Here is a 17,918-nt window from a genome sequence, read left to right on the forward strand (position 1 = left end):
TTCCTAGCCCCGATCGCGGAAGCGATTGGTGATCGGGTAGCGGCGGTCGCGGCCAAAATTCTTCTTGGTGATCTTGACGCCCGGCGCCGATTGCCGGCGCTTGTATTCGGCGATGTAGAGCAGATGCTCGACCCGGTGAACGGTCGCTTCGTCATGGCCGCGGGCGACGATCTCGTCCGTTCCCATTTCCTTTTCCACCAGGCATTCGAGAATGTCGTCGAGCACCGGATAGGGCGGCAGCGAATCCTGGTCCGTCTGGTTGGGGCGAAGCTCGGCCGAAGGCGCCTTGTCGATGATGTTCTGCGGAATGACGATGCCGGAAGGACCGAGCGCGCCCGGAGGAACCGTGGTGTTGCGCCAGCTCGATATCGCGTAGACCTGCATCTTGTAGAGGTCCTTGATCGGGTTGAAGCCGCCGTTCATGTCGCCATAGAGCGTGGCGTAGCCGACCGACATCTCCGACTTGTTGCCTGTGGTCACCACCATCGAGCCGAACTTGTTGGAGATCGCCATCAGGATGGTGCCGCGCGTGCGGCTCTGCAGGTTCTCCTCGGTGATGCCGGACTCCGTACCTTCGAACGTATCGGACAGTGCGCTGAGGAACCCTTCGACCGGCTCGGAGATCGGCACGATATCGTAACGGCAGCCAAGCGCCGCGGCGCATTCCTTGGCGTCCTTCAGCGATTCCTGCGAAGTGTAGCGGTAGGGCAGCATGACCGTGCGCACCCGCTCCTCGCCGAGCGCATCGACGGCGAGTGCCGCGCAGATGGCGGAGTCGATGCCGCCGGAAAGGCCGAGCACCACATTCTTGAAGCCGTTCTTGTTAACATAGTCGCGGAAGCCGAGCATGCAGGCGCGGTAGTCCGCTTCCTCCCGTTCCGGCAGGCGCGACTTCAGGCCGTGCTCGCAATGCCAGCCGCTGTCGCCCTTCTTCCATTCGACGATCGAGATCGCCTCCTCGAACTGGCTCATCTGGAAGGCCAGCGACTTGTCGGTGTTGAAGGCGAAGCTGGCACCGTCGAAGACCAGTTCGTCCTGGCCGCCGAGCTGGTTGGCATAGATCATCGGCAGGCCCGTCTCGATCACCTGCTTCAGCACCACCTGATGGCGCACGTCGACCTTGCCGCGATAGTAGGGCGAGCCATTGGGCGACAGCAGGATTTCAGCACCGCTTTCGGCCAGCGTCTCGCAGACGCCGAGATCGCCCCAGATGTCCTCGCAGATCGGGATGCCGATGCGCACGCCGCGGAAATTGACCGGCCCCGGCATCTCGCCCGGATCGAACACGCGCTTCTCGTCGAACTCGCCGTAGTTCGGTAGGTCGACCTTGTCGCGGACCGCGATCACCTTGCCGTCGTCGAGCACGGCTATCGAATTGTGCCGGCCGGTATTTGCCAGCCGCGGGAAGCCGATAATGACGCCTGGGCCACCATCCGCCGTCTCGGCAGCAAGCTTTTCGACGGCCTGGAGACACGCCTTCAGAAAGGCCGGCTTCAGAACGAGGTCTTCCGGCGGGTAGCCGGAAATGAACAGCTCCGTCAAAAGCAGGAGATCGGCGCCCTGGCGCGCCGCGTCGGCGCGCGCCTCACGCGCCTTGGCCAGGTTTCCGGCGATGTCGCCCACGGTCGGATTGAGCTGGGCAATGGCGATGCGAAGGAGCGAGGGGGCGTTTTTATGGGCGGTCATGAGCGGGCCTGTCGGTCTGTCCTGAACGATTGCAGCTGACTTTCGCAATGTTCTTTAGCGCAATCTGCGGGAAAATACCCACAGGCAATCGCAACGACACGAAAAAAACCGAAAAATTCTGTTTTTCCCGGTCCTTATACTGGGCTGTTCGCGCGGCTTCACGCCACGAAAAGCCACCCTCCATTCCCGTTAAGAAACCATTCATCCCCTGTTCAAAATGACGGGCGTATGACAGTTACACGACGCATTTATGAAATTGGAGAATATGTTGGCCAGTATCGATTCCGCGGTTGCGAGAGGCTCACGTGTCTATGTCGATAGACCGGGCTTCGCCACACGGCACGCCAAGACGCTCGCGGCCACCCGCAGCGCATTCTTCTCCCTCTTCGTCGCAGCCGGTCTGGTATTCCTCGTCGAACTGATCGTGCGTCAGTCGCTTGCCGATAGCATCGCCTACATGCTCGATCCGACGCGCCCGGCGCTGACGACCGTTGGCGCCTTCTTCCTGATCCTGCTCGCTGTCGACGGCATTTTCGGTCGCGAACACAAGTCGGCCGTGGTGATTGCGCCGCTTGCCATCATCCCCGCCGTCGTCTGCCAGCAGAAGCAGGTATTCCTGTCCGACCCGCTCTATCCGACCGACTTCCTGTTCGGCCGCCAGATCATGGAACTGATGCCCGTTCTGGTGAAGGACCGTCCGTGGACGGCCGTCGGCATCGCTGTCGGCCTGGTCGTCGCCGTCGTTGGCATCGCCCTTCTGCTGCGCTTTGCCTGGCGCACCTTCCCGAAGCTCACGACCCGCGAGCGCATGGCCCGCCTCGCCTTCGCGCTGCCGCTGCTCGTCGCCTTCTGGAACATCATGGATTACAACCAGTTCTCCTGGATCCGTGATCGCCTCAAGGTCATCCCGATCATGTGGGACCAGACCGAGAACTATAAGCACAACGGCTTTGCGCTCGCCTTTGCCATCAACCTGCCGATGGCCAACGTCAGCGCGCCCGCCGGCTACATGGCCGACGCGATCGACCGCATCCCGGTGAAGCCGCTTCCGGCCGGCACCTCGCACCGCGGCAAGCCCGACGTCATCGTGCTGATGAGCGAATCCTTCTGGGATCCGACCCGCCTGCCGAACGTCAAGCTGTCGCCCGATCCGATGCCGACGATCCGCGAAATGCAGTCGGGCAACGTCTTCTCGCCGGAATTCGGCGGCATGACCGCCAACGTCGAGTTCGAGGCGCTGACCGGCTTCTCCAACGCGTTCCTGCCCTATGGCAGCATCCCGTACCAGCAGTACATCCGCAATCCGATCCCGTCGCTTGCCACCTTCTTCCGTGGCGAAGGTTATGTCTCGCGCGCCATCCATCCGTTCCAGAGCTGGTTCTGGAACCGGACCGCCGTCTACAAGGCCTTCGGCTTCGACATGTTCAAGTCGGAAGAGAACATGCCGCCGATGCAGAAGCGCGGCATCTTCGCCTCGGACGAATCTCTGACCGACGAGATCATCCGCCAGGCCGACGCGATGGACGATCCGTTCTTCTTCTTCGCCGTCACGCTCCAGGGCCATGGCCCCTATGAGGCCAACCGCTACGCCAACAACACCATCAAGGTCGAAGGCGACCTGCCGGAAGCCGACCGCCAGGTGCTTGCCACCTATGCCCAGGGCATCAAGGAAGCCGACGACAGCCTGAAGAAGCTGATGGACTGGGCCAAGAACCGCGACCGCGAAACGGTCATCGTGCTCTTCGGCGACCACCTGCCGCCGCTCAACACCGTCTATACCAGCACCGGTTTCATGAAGGGTGTGACGGCGGAACGCAAAGGTTCGAAGGAACAGATGAAGGCGCAGCATGAAACGCCGCTCGTCGTCTGGTCGAACAAAACCGGTCCGAAGAAGAACGTCGGCACCATCAGCCCGGCCTTCCTCTCCTACCAGATCCTCAAGCAGTCCGGTTACGAGCACCCCTACTACACCGGTTTCCTCGGCAAGGTGTACGACCAGTACCGCGTTGTCGACCGCTACATGCTGATCCGCAAGAACGGCAAGGAAGTCGCCGAATGGTCGCGCCAGCCGAAGGTGCCGGCACTGCTGCGTGACTACCGCTTCCTGCAGCACGACATGATGTTCGGCGACCGATTCTCGACCGACCGGTTCTTCAAGTCGCACGCGGACCTGTTCGCAAGCGCTGCCGAAACCCACTGACACAAGAAGCCGGACCGGTCGTCGCACCTGGTCCGGCTTCGCGCCTTCCGCCATGGCGGTATTGGCTGACGCCTGAATTCCCCCCACGCCTTAAGCCTTTGATCGTTCGCACGCGGGCAAAGCAGAACCGCTGCGGACTTTTGCGCGACATGCCCTAGATTTCACCCGGCCAACACCGGAGATCCCCATGCCGCATTTCAACGACATTTCGAAACAGCTTTTCGGCAAGCCGATCAGCGAGCTTGGCGAGATCGAGGCCCGCATCCTCGCCCACGCCCGCGATCGCCGCACGCTTTCCACGGATTCCCACGCGGCGTTTGCGGCCGGGCTCTCCTTCGGCGACAGGCTTGCGGACAATATCGCCCGCGTCGGCGGCTCCTGGAGCTTCATCATCGGCTTCTGCGGCTTTCTCGTTGTCTGGGTTCTGGTCAATTCGGTGCTGCTCATCACCGGAGCGTTCGATCCCTACCCCTACATCTTCCTCAACCTGGTGCTTTCGATGCTCGCCGCGCTGCAGGCGCCGGTGATCATGATGTCGCAGAACCGCCAGGCCGAACGCGACCGCTTCGCCGCGTCGAAGGATTACGAAGTCAATCTCAAATCGGAGGTCGAGTTGATCGCGCTGCATCACAAGGTCGATGACGTGCTGCTGCGCGAGATCTCCGAGCTGCGCGCCGACCTGGCGGCGCTCAACCGTCAGCTCGAACATTACCGCGCGCCGCCCGCACAGCAGTAACCGGATACGGGCCCAAGCTGCACTCACTGCCGGCGAGATAACCGGCAGCCTTTGCGCGCATCTCAGAGCCCGCACAAGGCGCGCGCGCAGGCGTCGCAGCAGGGCGAAAACTAGCTCATCTTCATAAACCCTAATTCAACTGTGAATACACATTTTGCAACAATCGCGAAATGCATTGGGATTCAACAACTTATCGGAGTATGAAAAAATTAATATTTGAGGATCACGTTAGGGGTGCAGGGACATTCGAAAAATACAGCAACGTGGGTACGCGGAGATGCTGCAATGTCCAATTTCAAGCGCCTGTTAGGTGGCCGAGACGGGGCCGCTGCGATCGAATTTGCAATAATAGCACCGCTCTTCTTCATGTGCGTGCTGACCCTGATCGCATACGGCGTCTACCTGAGTGCCGCCCATTCCATTCAGCAGATCGCCGCCGATGCCGCCCGCACGGCCATTGCCGGCCTCTCCGAAACCGAGCGTGAACGGCTCGCGACCGACTATATCCGTCGCACGACGATGGATCAGGCCTTCATCAAGTCGTCGCGCATGACCGTCACCGTCAAGGACGACGCCAACAACGCAAACCAGTTCACCGTCCGGATCAAATACGACGCCGGCGACCTGCCGATCTTCAACCTTTTCACCTTTGCCATGCCGAGCGAACAGATCGAGCGCTTTGCAACCATCCGCATCGGAGGGGTCTGATATGCTGTGGAATCCCATGCGCTCCCTCGCCCGTGCCCGTAGCGGCAACATCGGCGTCTCGGCCGCCTTGGCCATGCCCTTGGTCATCACGTCCATGGCGCTGGCGATCGACTACGGCTACCTCACCGTCCAGAAGCGTGAAATGCAGTCGACGGTCGATCTCGCCGCGATCGCGGCCGCGGCCAACGTCTCGTCCGCCGAGAAGGCCGTGCTCAACCACTTCGCCAACAATGGCCTGAACTACGGCGTGTCGACGCCGAACGGTTTATTGACCATCGATGGTAAGACCTTGCCGCCCGGTGACATCAACACCGCCAAGCTTGACGGTGTCGCAACCGTGACGCGCGGGCGCTACGTTCCCGATCCGTCGGTCGATGCCGGCCAGCGCTTCATCAAGGACGCAACGCCCACGGACGCCGTGCAGGTCATGCTCGAAAGGAAGGGCGACATCTTCCTCGCCTCGATCTTCACCAAGGCGCCGGACCTCAGTGTCTACGGCACGGCAGCCAGTTCGAAGATTGCCGCCTTCTCCGTCGGCTCACGCCTTGCAAGCCTCAATGACGGGCTGCTCAACTCCATCCTCGGGCAGATGCTCGGAACGACGATCTCGCTCAAGGTCATGGATTACCAGGCGCTCATCGACGCGGACATCGATATCCAGCCGTTCCTGAAGATCATTGCGACCAGGCTCAACCTCACGGCAGCCTCCTATGAAGACGTGCTCAAGGCAAACCTGACGATGCCGCAGCTGCTTGCCTCCATGCGGCTCGTCCAGGGCCTGTCCGGAACGGTCACGGCCGCACTCAAGAGCATCGAGCTTTCGACCTCCAGCAACAAGCGCACCTTCACGCTCGCGCAGATCCTCAACCTCGACCCGAAGAAGAGCCTGCAGATCGACGCCGGCTCCGATTGGGCGATGCGAGTGAGCGCGCTGCAGATCGTCTCCGCCGCAGCCGCAATTGCAAACGGCGAAAACCAGATCGCGCTGAGTGCAGTGGCTGGCCTGCCCGGGATCGCATCTGCCAAGGTCAAGCTCGCGATCGGCGAGCCGCCGATCGAAACGCCAAGCCATCGCCTCGGAACGCCCGGTGCGGCCGTACGCACGGCCCAGACCCGCCTTGCCGTCGAAGTCAACGTCGACGGTCTGGCTGCCCTTGCCGGCATTCGCATCCGCCTGCCGATCTATGTCGAGCTCGCCTATGCGGAAGCCAAGCTCGCCGATATCCGGTGCTATGGCGGTACGCCCGAAAATGCCTCGGTCAGCGTCGACGCAGTCCCCGGCATTGCCGAAATCGCTATCGGCGACGTCGATCCGGCCGTCTTGTCCAACTTCTCGTCCGACGCCCGGGTGCAAAGAGCCAAGCTCGTCGACGCGCTGGTGGTCAAGATCGATGCACTCGCCCATGTCGAGGCGCAGAACCTCAAGCCGACGCGCCTGAGCTTCAGCCCGTCCGAAGTTGCGGCCCGGTCGATCAAGACCGTCTCGACCAAGGACATCCTGACCTCGACGACGCAAACGCTCCTCAACAATCTCGACCTGAACATCCAGGTCCTGTTCCTGACGCTCGGCAGCCCGACCATCGTGCAGCAGGCACTGGCCCAGACGCTCGGAGCCGTCACCAAGCCGGTCGACGATCTGCTCTACAACCTTCTGCTGCTCGTCGGGGTGCGGGTCGGCGAGGCCGATGTGCGCGTCACCGGCGTCAAGTGCCAGTCGCCGGTGCTGGTGCAGTAGTCTCTTCAACGGGGCGCTCGGCGGCAACCGTCAACGCCCCGTTGAACAAATTCAGTTGCTGACACGTTATGCACAAGGTAGCCCTGCTAGAAGGGTACAGCTGAGTGGCAGCTGGCCGGCGGGGTTCCTGGAGTTCCCTGCCCTCGGCGAGCCGCGCGAGCATTGGGGGTGTGCGCAGCAGATGCGGGTGGTGGCAGAGCAGGAAGGTGCTGCGCAGGATGGCTCGCTCACCTTCACAGCGGAAGGTTTTCTTCGTCATCCGGAATTACGCAACGTGCTCCAGGCGAGCGCGCGCGACCTGATGGCCGCCTACGACACGTTTCCCCGTATCGCCCGCCTTGTTGCCTCCCACCAGAAATGGACCCTCAGCCAGGCTGTCTATGCCCTTCACCTCGAGCGCGAGCCCGGCAATCCTGAATCCGGGATCACGACCGCACGCCTCCTCAAGTTCATCCACGAGACCGGCGGCGCCAGCCGCAACACCGCCGCGGCCTTCATCGCCGAACTCCTGACCTACAAGCTTCTGCGCGATGCGGATGGCGGGCGGGCGCGCAAGAAGATCCGTCCGCTGGAGCCGACGGAAATCAGCGAAGGCGCGATGTTGCGCTGGTTCATGAGCCAGATGGGAACGCTCGATCGGTTCGACGGCCAATGCCGCGTCGCGCGCGTCGACGCCGACCGCACGGTTTTCGAGCGGGCTCAGCCGATCGCCGCCCGCTTGCTGCTATCGGACCGCCGGTGGACCGAACCGCCGGAAGGGGTGGCGGCGTTCGTGTGGACCGAGTGCGGCGGCCTTCTGCTCGACGATCTGATGGCGCGGCCGGAGAGTCTCGACTCGGTGGACGGCAAGGTGTGGCTGGAGGCAAACCTCTCGGACCTCGCCACGCATTACATGATCTCGAACACCCATATTCGGCGCATCTTCACCCGCGCCCAGGACCTGGGCCTCCTTGGAAGAGCCGATGAAGGGCAGCGCGGCCTGTTCTGGCTGAGCGAGCGGCTGATCGCAGAATATTGCCAGTGGCAGGCGGTCAAGCTTGCAGGTCTTGCCAACGGCTTCGAACAGGCCGAGCGGCGAGCGGCAAACCCGCCGGCCTGACCTTCAGACGCGGCCGGCCGCGAATTTCGGCAGGTCGTCCTTGATATCGTAGAAATCGCCCTGGTCTTCACAGAAGATATGGTAGCCGGGCTTCAGCATCGTCGGCTTGTCGAAGGTGCCCGCGAGGATCGAGGTATAATCCGAACCGTCCGCCTTCCAGAACATCGCCGACCCGCAGTGCCGGCAAAAGCCCCGGCTGGCGCTGTCACTGGCCCTGTACCAGGTTACGTTCTCCGCCCCCTCCAGTTCGAAGTCCTGATCTAAAACGTTGGTTGCGGCGTAATAGAGCCCGGTCTGCTTCCGGCATTGGCTGCAGTGGCAGAAGATCAGTTCGCGCAGCTCGCCGCGCGCCTTGAAGCGAATGGCACCACAAAGGCAGCCCCCGTGATGAATGTCCTGCATGGCCCCTCCTGAAGATCACGATCCCTCGATCGTGCCATGGAGCGTGCCGACGCAAGCGACAGCCCGCGCCGCGCCCTGCTCCAGACACGAAAATGCCGGGCCAACTTCTAGAGCCGGTCCGGCATTGTCAAATTCAAAGCATCCAAGCGACGTTCAGAAAACCTGAACGATGCCAGAGATTTAGATCAGCCGTTGACGACCATCTTCTTCTCGTCGCGACCGCCCTTCATGCGTTCGGCGAGCAGGAAGGCGAGTTCCAGCGCCTGGTCCGCGTTGAGGCGCGGATCGCAATGGGTGTGGTAGCGGTCGGCGAGATCGTCGCCCGAAAGCGCACGCGCACCGCCGGTGCATTCCGTCACGTCGTTGCCGGTCATCTCGATATGGATGCCGCCCGGGTGCGAACCCTCGGCACGGTGGATCTGGAAGAAGCTTTCGACTTCCGACAGGATCCGCTCGAACGGACGGGTCTTGTAGTTGTTGAGCGTGATCGTGTTGCCGTGCATCGGGTCGCAGGACCAGACCACCTTCTTGCCTTCGCGCTCGACTGCACGGATGAGGCGCGGCAGGTGCTCGGCGACCTTGTCATGGCCGAAGCGGCAAATGAGCGTCAGGCGGCCGGCTTCGTTGGCCGGGTTGAGCAGGTCGATCAGCTCCAGCAGGCCATCGGCCGTCAACGACGGGCCGCACTTGAGGCCGAGCGGGTTCTTGATGCCGCGGCAGTATTCGATATGCGCATGGTCGGGCTGGCGGGTACGGTCGCCGATCCAGATCATATGGCCGGAGGTGGCGTACCAGTCGCCCGAGGTCGAGTCGACGCGCGTCAGCGCCTGCTCGTAGCCGAGCAGCAGCGCCTCATGGCTGGTGAAGAAATCGGTCTCGCGCAGGCTCGGATGGTTTTCCGAGGTGATGCCGATCGCCTTCATGAAGTCCATGGTTTCGGAGATCCGGTCGGCGAGCTTGCGGTAGCGCTCCGCCTGCGGGCTGTCCTTGACGAAACCGAGCATCCACTGGTGCACGTTGTCGAGGTTGGCATAGCCGCCCATCGCAAAGGCGCGCAGGAGGTTCAGCGTCGCGGCCGACTGGCGGTAAGCCATGATCTGGCGTTCCGGGTTCGGAATACGCTCTTCCTCGGTGAACTCGATGCCGTTGATGATGTCGCCGCGGTAGGACGGCAGCGTCACATCGCCCTGCTTTTCGACGCCCGAGGAACGGGGCTTGGCGAACTGGCCGGCGATACGGCCGACCTTCACCACCGGCTGCTGTGCACCGAACGTCAGGACGACGGCCATCTGCAGGAAGGCGCGGAAGAAGTCGCGGATCGTGTCGGCGCCGTGCTCGGCAAAGCTCTCGGCGCAGTCGCCGCCCTGCAGCAGGAAGCCGCGGCCTTCGGCAACATTGGCAAGGGCACTCTTCAGACGACGGGCTTCGCCCGCAAACACCAGCGGCGGATACTTCGCGAGGCGCGCTTCGGTCGCCTCAAGCGCTGCCAGGTCCGGATATTCCGGCACCTGCTGGATGGGTTTCTGCCGCCAGCTGTTTGGAGTCCAAGTCTGTGCCATTTCGATCACCTGTTGTCTGCCGCGGATCCAACCGCGCGGGTCACGCCCTGACGGCCAATGCGGCCGCCCGGTATTCTGAAATTTCACTCACCATCCGCGCGCCCTGCTCCGGTCACTTGGTCAAGCCTCGTGCCCGCCCAGCCGGAAACGCCGCGGAATGCGGGCTTATAGACGTTAAGGAAACGCTTGGAAAGCCATCCTACCAGAATTCATTGCTTTGCAGGGCGCCCGGCGCGCAACGATATGTCCTGGGGGCGCACGATCCCGAAAGTCCTGCTCCTTATATCGAAAGAACGATGCGCAGTTTCAATGGGATAGTGGCATCTCGAATACGACAGCCGCCGCGAAAATAGGCGACGGTCTGTTCAGCGATCATGCCCGGCGGCTTGCGGCCGGCAATGGCTGGCCCTCGCGTCCCAGCGCGCGCCTGTGCGTCCAGTGAGTGTCGCATCGGAACGCGTCAGGCGCGCGCCCGATCTGCGCCGGTTAAGCAGGAAAGAGAAGACCGGCAGCACCCAGTGCAGGCCGCGCCACTCCGGTCCGTCGAGCGGATCATCCAGGCCGTTGCGTGACCCGCGGCGACGTTCGCGCTGCAGCACCGTCCACATGACTGCCCAATGTTCAAACATGGTCTCGCCTCCTTTGCCTTGAGACAATCGGAGACCTAATGTCTTTGCCGGCAGCGTTGTAGGCGCACCGTTGAAAGACGTCTTTCATCCGCGAATGGAAGCCAAGGCGGATGCTCCGCGTTAGGACGAGACAGTAACCTCCATGGAGGACTTATGGCTGAGGCAGCCTGGGACGATTTGAAACTGTTCTATCACGTTGCGACCGAGGGCGGCTTGAGCGGGGCTGCCACGCGGACGGGCCTGAGCGCGCCGACCATCGGCCGGCGCATGCTCGCACTCGAGCGAGCGACCGGAAGGGTACTCTTCATCCGCAGCCAGCAAGGCTATCGCCTCGCTCACGACGGCCAGATCCTTCTCGAACATGTCCGCGCCATGCAGAATGCCGCCGAGAACATCTCCGACTGGCACCGCGACGCCTTTGCCCTGCCGATCGTGTCGGTCGCCAGCGATGCCTGGCTCGCCGGCTTCGTCGCCGATCATTCAACCGACATCCGCGCCTCGGGCGACGGTTTTCGCTTCTGCTGCAAGCACGCGCATCGCGGCCTCGACCTGACTTTCAGAGAGGCCGACGTCGCCGTCCTGCACGAAAAGCCGCACTCGGGTAACGTAGCAGTGCGCCGCTCGGTCAACATCGCCTATGCCGTCTATCGCGCCGGCAACATGCCGGAGCGCGAGGACTTCCCCTGGATATCGATTGGCACCGAAGTTGCCAGCTCGCCGGCGGAAAGATGGGTCTTTGAAAACCGCGAGCAGCAGATCCATACGTGGACCGACAGTGCCGCGCTTCTCGTGCGGCTGATCCGCAACGGCGCCGGCCGCGGCGTCCTGCCTGCCTTTGTCGGCGAAGGTGATCCATTCCTGAAGCGCGAAGGCGACTTGATCGAGGGTCTGACGCATCCGTTGTGGATCGCGGCAAACGACGACGACCGACGCCGTCCGGAGGTCCGGACGGTCATCGATCGTCTCGCCGATCTTTTTAAACGCGAGGAGGCGCGGTTTGCGGGAGCGTCTGCCTGAGGCGGCTCAGACCCGCTCGCCCTTGCGGATGCGATAGGACGGCGAATACATCGTCACCAGCTCTTCGGCTGCCGTCGGGTGCACCGCCATCGTCCGGTCGAAGTCGTCCTTGGTGCAGCCGGCCTTCAGCGAAATGCCGAGCAGCTGCGCCATTTCGCCCGCGTCATGACCAAGGATATGAGCGCCGAGCACCTTGCGGTCGGCGGCATTGACGATCAGCTTCATGATCATCTTTTCCTTGCGGCCGGAAAGCGTCGCCTTCATCGGCCGGAACTCCGCACGGTAGACTTCGAGTTCGTCGAACCGGCGCGCCGCGTCCTCTTCGGTCAGGCCGACCGTACCGATTTCCGGCTGCGAGAAGACCGCGGTCGCGATCAGGTCGTGGTCCGGCGACACCGGATTGTTCTTGTACTCGGTCTCGATGAAGCACATCGCCTCATGGATCGCGACCGGCGTCAGTTGCACGCGGTCGGTCACGTCGCCAAGCGCATAGATGCCGGGCGCGCTGGTGCGCGAGAAGGCGTCGACCACGATGGCGCCGCGCTCGTCCGTCTTCACGCCGGCGGCCTCCAGGCCGAGGCCCCTGGTGTTCGGCACGCGGCCGAGCGCCAGCATCACCTGGTCGGCGGCGATGTCGCCGTGCTTCATCGTGTGTGCGACGCGCTTGCCGTCGGCGTCGAGCGTGACGGACTGAATGATGTCCTCGCAAAGGATGCGGATGCCCTTCTCTTCCATCGCCACATGCAGCCCACGGCGCAGGTCATGGTCGAAGCGCGACAGGATTTCCTTGCCGCGATAGATCAGCGTCGTCTCGACGCCGAGGCCGTGGAAGACATTGGCGAACTCGACGGCGATGTAGCCGCCGCCGGCGATCAGGATCGACTTCGGCAGCTCGGCAAGGTCGAAGGCTTCGTTGGACGAAATGCAGTGCTCGTGGCCCGGCAGCGCGTCATGCGGGGTCGGATGACCACCGACGGCAATGACGATGCGTTCGGCCGTTACCGTCTTACCGCTGTCGAGCAGGCGTACCGTGTTGGGGCCGACGAGCTCGGCGCGGGTATGCAGGATTTCGGCGCCGGCATTGTTGAGGCCCTTCTGGTAGAGCCCTTCGAGCCGGGTGATTTCCTGCTCCTTGGCGGCGACCAGCTTCTTCCAGTCGAACGTGCTTTCGCCGACCGTCCAGCCGAAGCCGGCTGCGTCTTCGAAGTGCTCGGAAAACTGAGACGCGTAGACATAAAGCTTCTTCGGCACGCAGCCGCGAATGACGCAGGTGCCGCCATAGCGAAACTCTTCCGCGATAGCGACCTTCTTGCCGAGGCTTGCGGCGAGCCGCCCGCTGCGCACGCCGCCCGAACCGCCGCCGATTACGAAAAGGTCATAGTCGAAAGCGGGCATGGGCAGTCTCCTGAAAGCAAGCGGGCCGAAATGGCGATCCTGAAAAGCGGGCCGAACGAACCTTGGCCGACACGCAACCGGGCGCAGCCGATGGCTGCGTCGCAGGCACATATAGTGGAGCCTCCGGGCAAAAGAAAAGCCCGGATCGCTCCGGGCTCCTCGAAACGTGATGAAGGCGCCAAGCGCTACAGCTTATTGGGCCGGCGCCTGAACGGCGCCTTCGGCTGCTGCCGGCTGAGCGGAGCCGACCTTCTCGTCGAGCGACTTGGTGGCTTCCTGGGTCAGGTCGCGCGATACGCCCGATGCCCAGATGTCGGCGGCCTTCAGGAGTTCGCGCGAGGCGATCGGGCCGTCGTTCAGGAGCTTCTTGCCGGCGGCCGAGTTGTAGAACTCGGTGATCGCGTTCAGCTCTTCGAGCGAAAAGGTCTTGGCGTAGATCGTCGCGGCTTCGTTCTCGAGATCGGCGCGGCGGGCGGCAAGGCTAAGCGCCTTATCGTCGACGGTCGCGGTGATCAGTTCCTGATGGTTCGGCGATGCCTGGATCAGCGTGTTCTTCAGGCGCTCGGCCAGGTTCGGCAGAATGTTGTCGAAGCTGTTGGTTACGCCGAGAGCAGCGATCGTCGCGCGCGCCGCCTTGATCTGGTCTTCGGAGACGTCCTGGGCCTTGACCGCCGGAACGGACGCGGACAGCAGAACCGCGGTGGCAGCGAAAGTGCGGACAAGACCTGCGAGTTTGTTCATTTTTACCCTTGCTCCTGTGTTTGTCGCATGCTGCCCGGGCGATTGCCGCCGCCAGGCCCGCATGTATGGAAACCTGTTGTCTTCACCGCTCCTGCCCCTCATGGGGGCAGCGAAGCCGGCTCAGGACGCAGTCAGCGTGCGTGCCCCTTGCGGCCCGGCAATGATTGCCAGCGAAGCGATGCCGATGAAAAGCCCGTGCTCGACGACGCCGGGAATGGCATTCAGCTCCCCCGCGAGCGCATCTGCATCAGGAATACGGCCAAAAGATGCATCGAGAATGAGGTGCCCGCCGTCCGTCAGGAAGGCGCCGTCATGGGACTGGCGCACAGCGATTTCGCCGGAAAGTCCGAGGCGGGAGGCCACCTTTTCGATCGCGATCCGCGTTGCCACCTGACCGAAGGGATTGACCTCGATCGGCAGCTTGAAGGCGCCGAGAACGTCGACCACCTTCGTCTCGTCGGCAATCACGATCATACGGTTGGAGGCGGCCGCAACGATCTTTTCGCGCAGCAGCGCGCCGCCGCCGCCCTTGATCAGCCGCAGCTGGCCATCGACCTCGTCGGCGCCGTCGATCGTCAGATCCAGTTCCGGCAATTCGTCGAGCGACTTCAGCGAAACACCGAGTTCGAGGCAGAGCCGCGCCGTGCGCTCCGAGGTGGGAACGCCTTCGATGCGAAAGCCCGCTGCGACCTTCTCGGCCAGGAGCCGCACAAACTCCTCGGCCGTGGAACCCGTGCCGATGCCGAGACGCATGCCGTCTTCGACATATTCCAGCGCCGCGGCCGCGGCTTTGATCTTCATTTCGCGGGCGTCCATGCGCCGGTCGCTCCCTTGTGATTCGCACGGGCAGCAGACCGCAATCAGCGAACGGCCGCCCGTTTTTCCGCTGTGACACTTACACGCCCCACGGCGCAAACAAAAGTCAAAATGAAATCAGCACTCAGGATTCCGCGTGCTTTGCCGCGCCCGCTTGCCATTGCAATCGCCGATGAGTTCGCCTACCCGATCAGCAACGGTTTTCAGCGCCAAGAGGTTTTCTCCTTGTCTTCTCCCATTGTCGTCTTCGATCTCGACGGAACGCTCGTCGACACGGCGCCAGACCTGGTCGCCAGCCTCAACCATGCGGTTACCCAGGCCGGCGTCGAGCCGGTCACCTACGGCGACCTTACCCATCTCGTCGGCCACGGTGCCCGCGCCATGATCGAGCGCACCTTCGCGATGCGGCAAAAGCCGCTCGCCGAAGACGTGCTGGAATGGCAGCTGAAGGAATTCGTCGATTTCTACCACGGCTCGATGCCGGGCGATTCGCTGCCCTATCCGGGCCTCGTCGACGCGCTCGACCGCCTGTCCGGTGCCGGCTTCAAGCTCGCCGTCTGCACCAACAAGCCGGAAAAGCTCGCCACGCGCCTGCTCGAACGGCTCGGCCTGATCGAGCGCTTCGCCGCGATATCCGGCGGCGACACCTTCGAAGTACGCAAGCCGGACGCCGCGCACCTGCTGCGCACGGTTTCCAATGCCGGGGGCCTGGCGACCCGCACCGTGATGGTCGGCGACAGCCTCAACGACTTCCTCGTCGCCCGCAATGCTCAGGTGCCCTCGATCGCCGTTCCCTTCGGCTACTCCGATGTTCCGGTCGAAAGCCTCGATCCCACCGTCGTCATCAGCCATTTCGACGAGCTGACCCCGGATCTGGTCTCGGGCCTGTTTTCCAAATAGCAGACAAGAAAAAGGCCGCTCGAAGCGGCCTTTTTCTTGCTTATCCTTCCGCCCGGCGCGCGCCGCGCGTCGCGTCGAAGGCCCGGTTCATGTACATGTCGCGGTCGTAGACGTCGTTGAAGTACTCGACCACGCCGTCCTTGTTCGGCCAAGCCGTGAAGTAGGCAACGTAGACCGGAACCTTCACCGGAACCTGCAGCGCCTTGTTGCGGCCGCCGGCGATTTCCTTGCCGACATCGTCGACGCTCGTGCCGAGCACGGCTGCCGCCATCAGGCGCGGATCGGCAAGCCGCACGCAGCCGTGGCTGAGCGCGCGGTTGTCACGCTTGAAGAAGCTCTTCGACGGCGTGTCGTGCATGTAGATCGCGTGGCTGTTGGGGAACAGGATCTTCAACTCGCCAAGCGCATTGTCGCTGCTCGGCGGCTGACGCACGGCAACCGATGCGGTCGAGCCGTTCCAGTTGACCGATGCGGACGGGACCGGGCGGCCACCGACTTCGACCTGGTAGCCCATGCGATCGAGATAGTTCGGGTCGCTCCTAAGCTTCGGCAGCATCTCGTTGACGATGATCGACTGCGGCACGCCCCAGTAGGGATTGACCTCGACCGTCTGGATCTCGTCCTGGAAGAAGTAGGTCTGGTTCGCCTTGGAGCCGACGACGACGCGCATCGAGAATTGCTCGGCGCCCTTGTCGGCGTAGGTGGCGGTAAAGGCCGGCTGGTTGATGAAGACGTAGCGGTCGCCGAGACCATCCGGCAGCCAGCGCGCCTGCTCCATGGCAATCTCGAGCTTATTGATCCTGGCTGCAACCGTGTCGCCACCCGTCAGGATGCGCAGCGAAGCCTGGCCGACAACACCGTCGGCCTTGAGCCCGTGCTCCTGCTGGAACGCCTCGACCACAGTGACCAGCTCCGGCGTGTATTCCGGGGTGCCCTGGTAGGCGGCAAGAACCGTAGCATGGTCGGTTTTCAGCTTTTCCGAACCCTTGAGCCGGATACCCGCGATGATGTTTGCGAGTTCGGGATTGCTCTGGCCCGGCTTCAGCAACGTGCCGGGCGCGATCTCGACGCGTTGCTCGACACCCTGTTCGGCGCGCAGTTTTGCGAGTTCCGCGGAAAGAGCGGCAAACTGCGCACTCTTCGGGCTCTGCTCATTCAAAAGCGCGGCAACGTCGCTGCTCGCCGACATCTTGTCGAGAAGCGGCAGCAGTTCCACCGTCTTGCGCTTGAAGTCGTGGTAGCCGGAGATCTTGTTCGGATCGATGCGGCCGCGCACGGTGTCCTGCGCGTAGCTGAGCGTCGCGGCCGAAAGCGCGATCTCGAACTGCACCAGCTCCTTTTCGCGGGCGATCATGTCGCCGCGGTCGAAGGTGTCGGAGGGCACGCTGACGGCATAATCCTGGGGATCGAGGCCGACCTTGGCAGCGTCAGCCAGAACGGCAACCGCTGCCTTCGCCTTGGCGTTGACGCCTTCAGCGCCGATCCAGATGTAGTCCATGCGGGCGCCGTAATGGGCTTCGACCGCCTTTGCGACATCGCCCGAGGCACGGACGTTGATGCCCGGAAGGAACTGGCGCGCGTCGGCCAGCGGCGTACGCAGCATCGGCGGCAGCGCGTCGTTGCGCACGGAACCGGTAACCAAGGGATCGAGCAGCTTGTCGGTTGCGATCCGGCGCAGCGGCTCGGCCTTGTAGGTATAGTATTTCGGGCCAGTGATTTTCGGCAGCGGCTTGGCTGCCTGCTGCTGCGGATCGACCATCGCGCCGACGCCGGGAAGCGCCTCGTTGGTCGGGGCCTGCTGTGTTTCCGGCTTCTTCCGGCCTGCCCGGATGAAATCGCCAAGTGTGAAGGCCGAAGCCGGCCGCGCGTCCATGGTCGCGATCGCACAGCCGCTCATGAGCGCTACGATCGCTGCCGTCTTAAGAACTCTCATATGAAACTACGTCCCCGTATCGCGTTGTCGCCGAATTCGGCTGAAGCCAGATTCTCGCCACGCCCTCGTGCGCTAAAAGTTATAGAAAAGGATGGTGAATGAAAAGGAAACGCGCCGGCACTGATCGCCATCGGACCTCCTGTCGAAATCTCCCGAACGCCTCATTTTAAAGACGTGCGGAGAGCGATAAAAATTTGATCCCAATGGATTTTATTTCGGCATGCGCGCTTGCGCCGGCAGCAGCAGGCGATCGTCACCGGAAAAGAAGATGGCGTCTGTGACCGAAACATCACAACGCTGCCGGAGGCCCGGCAAAGACCGAATCACGGTGGCGCAGCGTGGACCCGCCACGCCCATGGGGT

At 62.8% G+C, this 17,918-nt stretch carries 15 protein-coding genes; 7 read left to right on the plus strand and 8 right to left on the minus strand.

The genetic code is table 11. The features are described 5' to 3' along the window. Window positions 1-3 precede the first annotated feature (3 nt). Entirely contained in the window at window positions 4-1,686 is a 1,683-nt protein-coding gene (locus ACIQUG_RS04205) for an NAD+ synthase (protein ID WP_402317714.1), read from the minus strand. Window positions 1,687-1,954: 268 nt separating this feature from the next. Here ACIQUG_RS04205 and ACIQUG_RS04210 point away from each other — a divergent pair, with 268 nt between their 5' ends. The 5 genes from ACIQUG_RS04210 to ACIQUG_RS04230 all read left to right on the plus strand — a co-directional run bounded on the left by ACIQUG_RS04210 (window position 1,955) and on the right by ACIQUG_RS04230 (window position 8,164). Next, window positions 1,955-3,886: an LTA synthase family protein gene (locus tag ACIQUG_RS04210; protein ID WP_402317717.1), complete on the plus strand. Its 1,932-nt coding sequence runs from the start codon at window positions 1,955-1,957 to the stop codon at window positions 3,884-3,886. A gap of 187 nt (window positions 3,887-4,073) precedes the next feature. Further along, on the plus strand, window positions 4,074-4,622 hold the full coding sequence (locus tag ACIQUG_RS04215; protein ID WP_402317719.1) for a DUF1003 domain-containing protein: 549 nt from the start codon (window positions 4,074-4,076) through the stop codon (window positions 4,620-4,622). 285 nt (window positions 4,623-4,907) lie between these two features. Beyond that, window positions 4,908-5,330, plus strand: a complete 423-nt coding sequence (locus tag ACIQUG_RS04220) for a TadE/TadG family type IV pilus assembly protein (RefSeq protein ID WP_043616402.1) — start codon at window positions 4,908-4,910, stop codon at window positions 5,328-5,330. Between the two features lies 1 nt (window position 5,331). Then, on the plus strand, window positions 5,332-7,065 hold the full coding sequence (locus ACIQUG_RS04225; protein WP_402317722.1) for a TadG family pilus assembly protein: 1,734 nt from the start codon (window positions 5,332-5,334) through the stop codon (window positions 7,063-7,065). 181 nt (window positions 7,066-7,246) lie between these two features. After that, complete coding sequence (locus tag ACIQUG_RS04230) at window positions 7,247-8,164, plus strand: hypothetical protein (protein WP_402320564.1); 918 nt, start codon at window positions 7,247-7,249, stop codon at window positions 8,162-8,164. A gap of 3 nt (window positions 8,165-8,167) precedes the next feature. Here ACIQUG_RS04230 and ACIQUG_RS04235 read toward each other — a convergent pair whose 3' ends face one another. The 3 genes from ACIQUG_RS04235 to ACIQUG_RS04245 all read right to left on the minus strand — a co-directional run bounded on the left by ACIQUG_RS04235 (window position 8,168) and on the right by ACIQUG_RS04245 (window position 10,754). Next, entirely contained in the window at window positions 8,168-8,566 is a 399-nt protein-coding gene (locus tag ACIQUG_RS04235; protein ID WP_402317724.1) for a GFA family protein, read from the minus strand. A gap of 185 nt (window positions 8,567-8,751) precedes the next feature. Then, complete coding sequence (locus tag ACIQUG_RS04240; protein WP_043616467.1) at window positions 8,752-10,125, minus strand: class II 3-deoxy-7-phosphoheptulonate synthase; 1,374 nt, start codon at window positions 10,123-10,125, stop codon at window positions 8,752-8,754. A gap of 365 nt (window positions 10,126-10,490) precedes the next feature. Next, complete coding sequence (locus ACIQUG_RS04245; RefSeq protein ID WP_402317727.1) at window positions 10,491-10,754, minus strand: hypothetical protein; 264 nt, start codon at window positions 10,752-10,754, stop codon at window positions 10,491-10,493. 153 nt (window positions 10,755-10,907) lie between these two features. On the opposite strand from ACIQUG_RS04245, the gene ACIQUG_RS04250 reads away from it, so the two are divergent. Then, window positions 10,908-11,771 carry a LysR family transcriptional regulator gene (locus tag ACIQUG_RS04250; protein ID WP_402317730.1) on the plus strand — a complete coding sequence of 288 codons (864 nt, stop codon included), beginning with the start codon at window positions 10,908-10,910 and terminating at the stop codon, window positions 11,769-11,771. A 6-nt stretch (window positions 11,772-11,777) separates the two neighbouring features. Here ACIQUG_RS04250 and gor read toward each other — a convergent pair whose 3' ends face one another. The 3 genes from gor to rpiA form a co-directional block, all read right to left on the minus strand. Continuing rightward, the gene (gor, locus tag ACIQUG_RS04255; protein WP_402317732.1) at window positions 11,778-13,166 is read right to left on the minus strand and encodes a glutathione-disulfide reductase; all 1,389 of its coding nucleotides are present in this window, start codon (window positions 13,164-13,166) and stop codon (window positions 11,778-11,780) included. Window positions 13,167-13,358: 192 nt separating this feature from the next. Continuing rightward, window positions 13,359-13,907: a DUF2059 domain-containing protein gene (locus ACIQUG_RS04260; protein WP_043616419.1), complete on the minus strand. Its 549-nt coding sequence runs from the start codon at window positions 13,905-13,907 to the stop codon at window positions 13,359-13,361. 120 nt (window positions 13,908-14,027) lie between these two features. Beyond that, the gene (gene rpiA, locus ACIQUG_RS04265) at window positions 14,028-14,723 is read right to left on the minus strand and encodes a ribose-5-phosphate isomerase RpiA (RefSeq protein ID WP_402317735.1); all 696 of its coding nucleotides are present in this window, start codon (window positions 14,721-14,723) and stop codon (window positions 14,028-14,030) included. Window positions 14,724-14,948: 225 nt separating this feature from the next. On the opposite strand from rpiA, the gene ACIQUG_RS04270 reads away from it, so the two are divergent. Further along, window positions 14,949-15,623, plus strand: coding sequence for an HAD family hydrolase (locus tag ACIQUG_RS04270; protein ID WP_402317738.1), 675 nt, complete (start codon window positions 14,949-14,951; stop codon window positions 15,621-15,623). Between the two features lie 40 nt (window positions 15,624-15,663). On the opposite strand, the gene ACIQUG_RS04275 is transcribed toward ACIQUG_RS04270, so the two are convergent. After that, window positions 15,664-17,556 (minus strand): murein L,D-transpeptidase, encoded by a 1,893-nt coding sequence (locus ACIQUG_RS04275; RefSeq protein WP_402317740.1) that lies wholly within the window; start codon window positions 17,554-17,556, stop codon window positions 15,664-15,666. Window positions 17,557-17,918: the final 362 nt, after the last annotated feature.

Origin of the sequence: Ensifer sp. NPDC090286, from assembly GCF_044769565.1 — a bacterium.
Lineage (GTDB): Bacteria > Pseudomonadota > Alphaproteobacteria > Rhizobiales > Rhizobiaceae > Ensifer.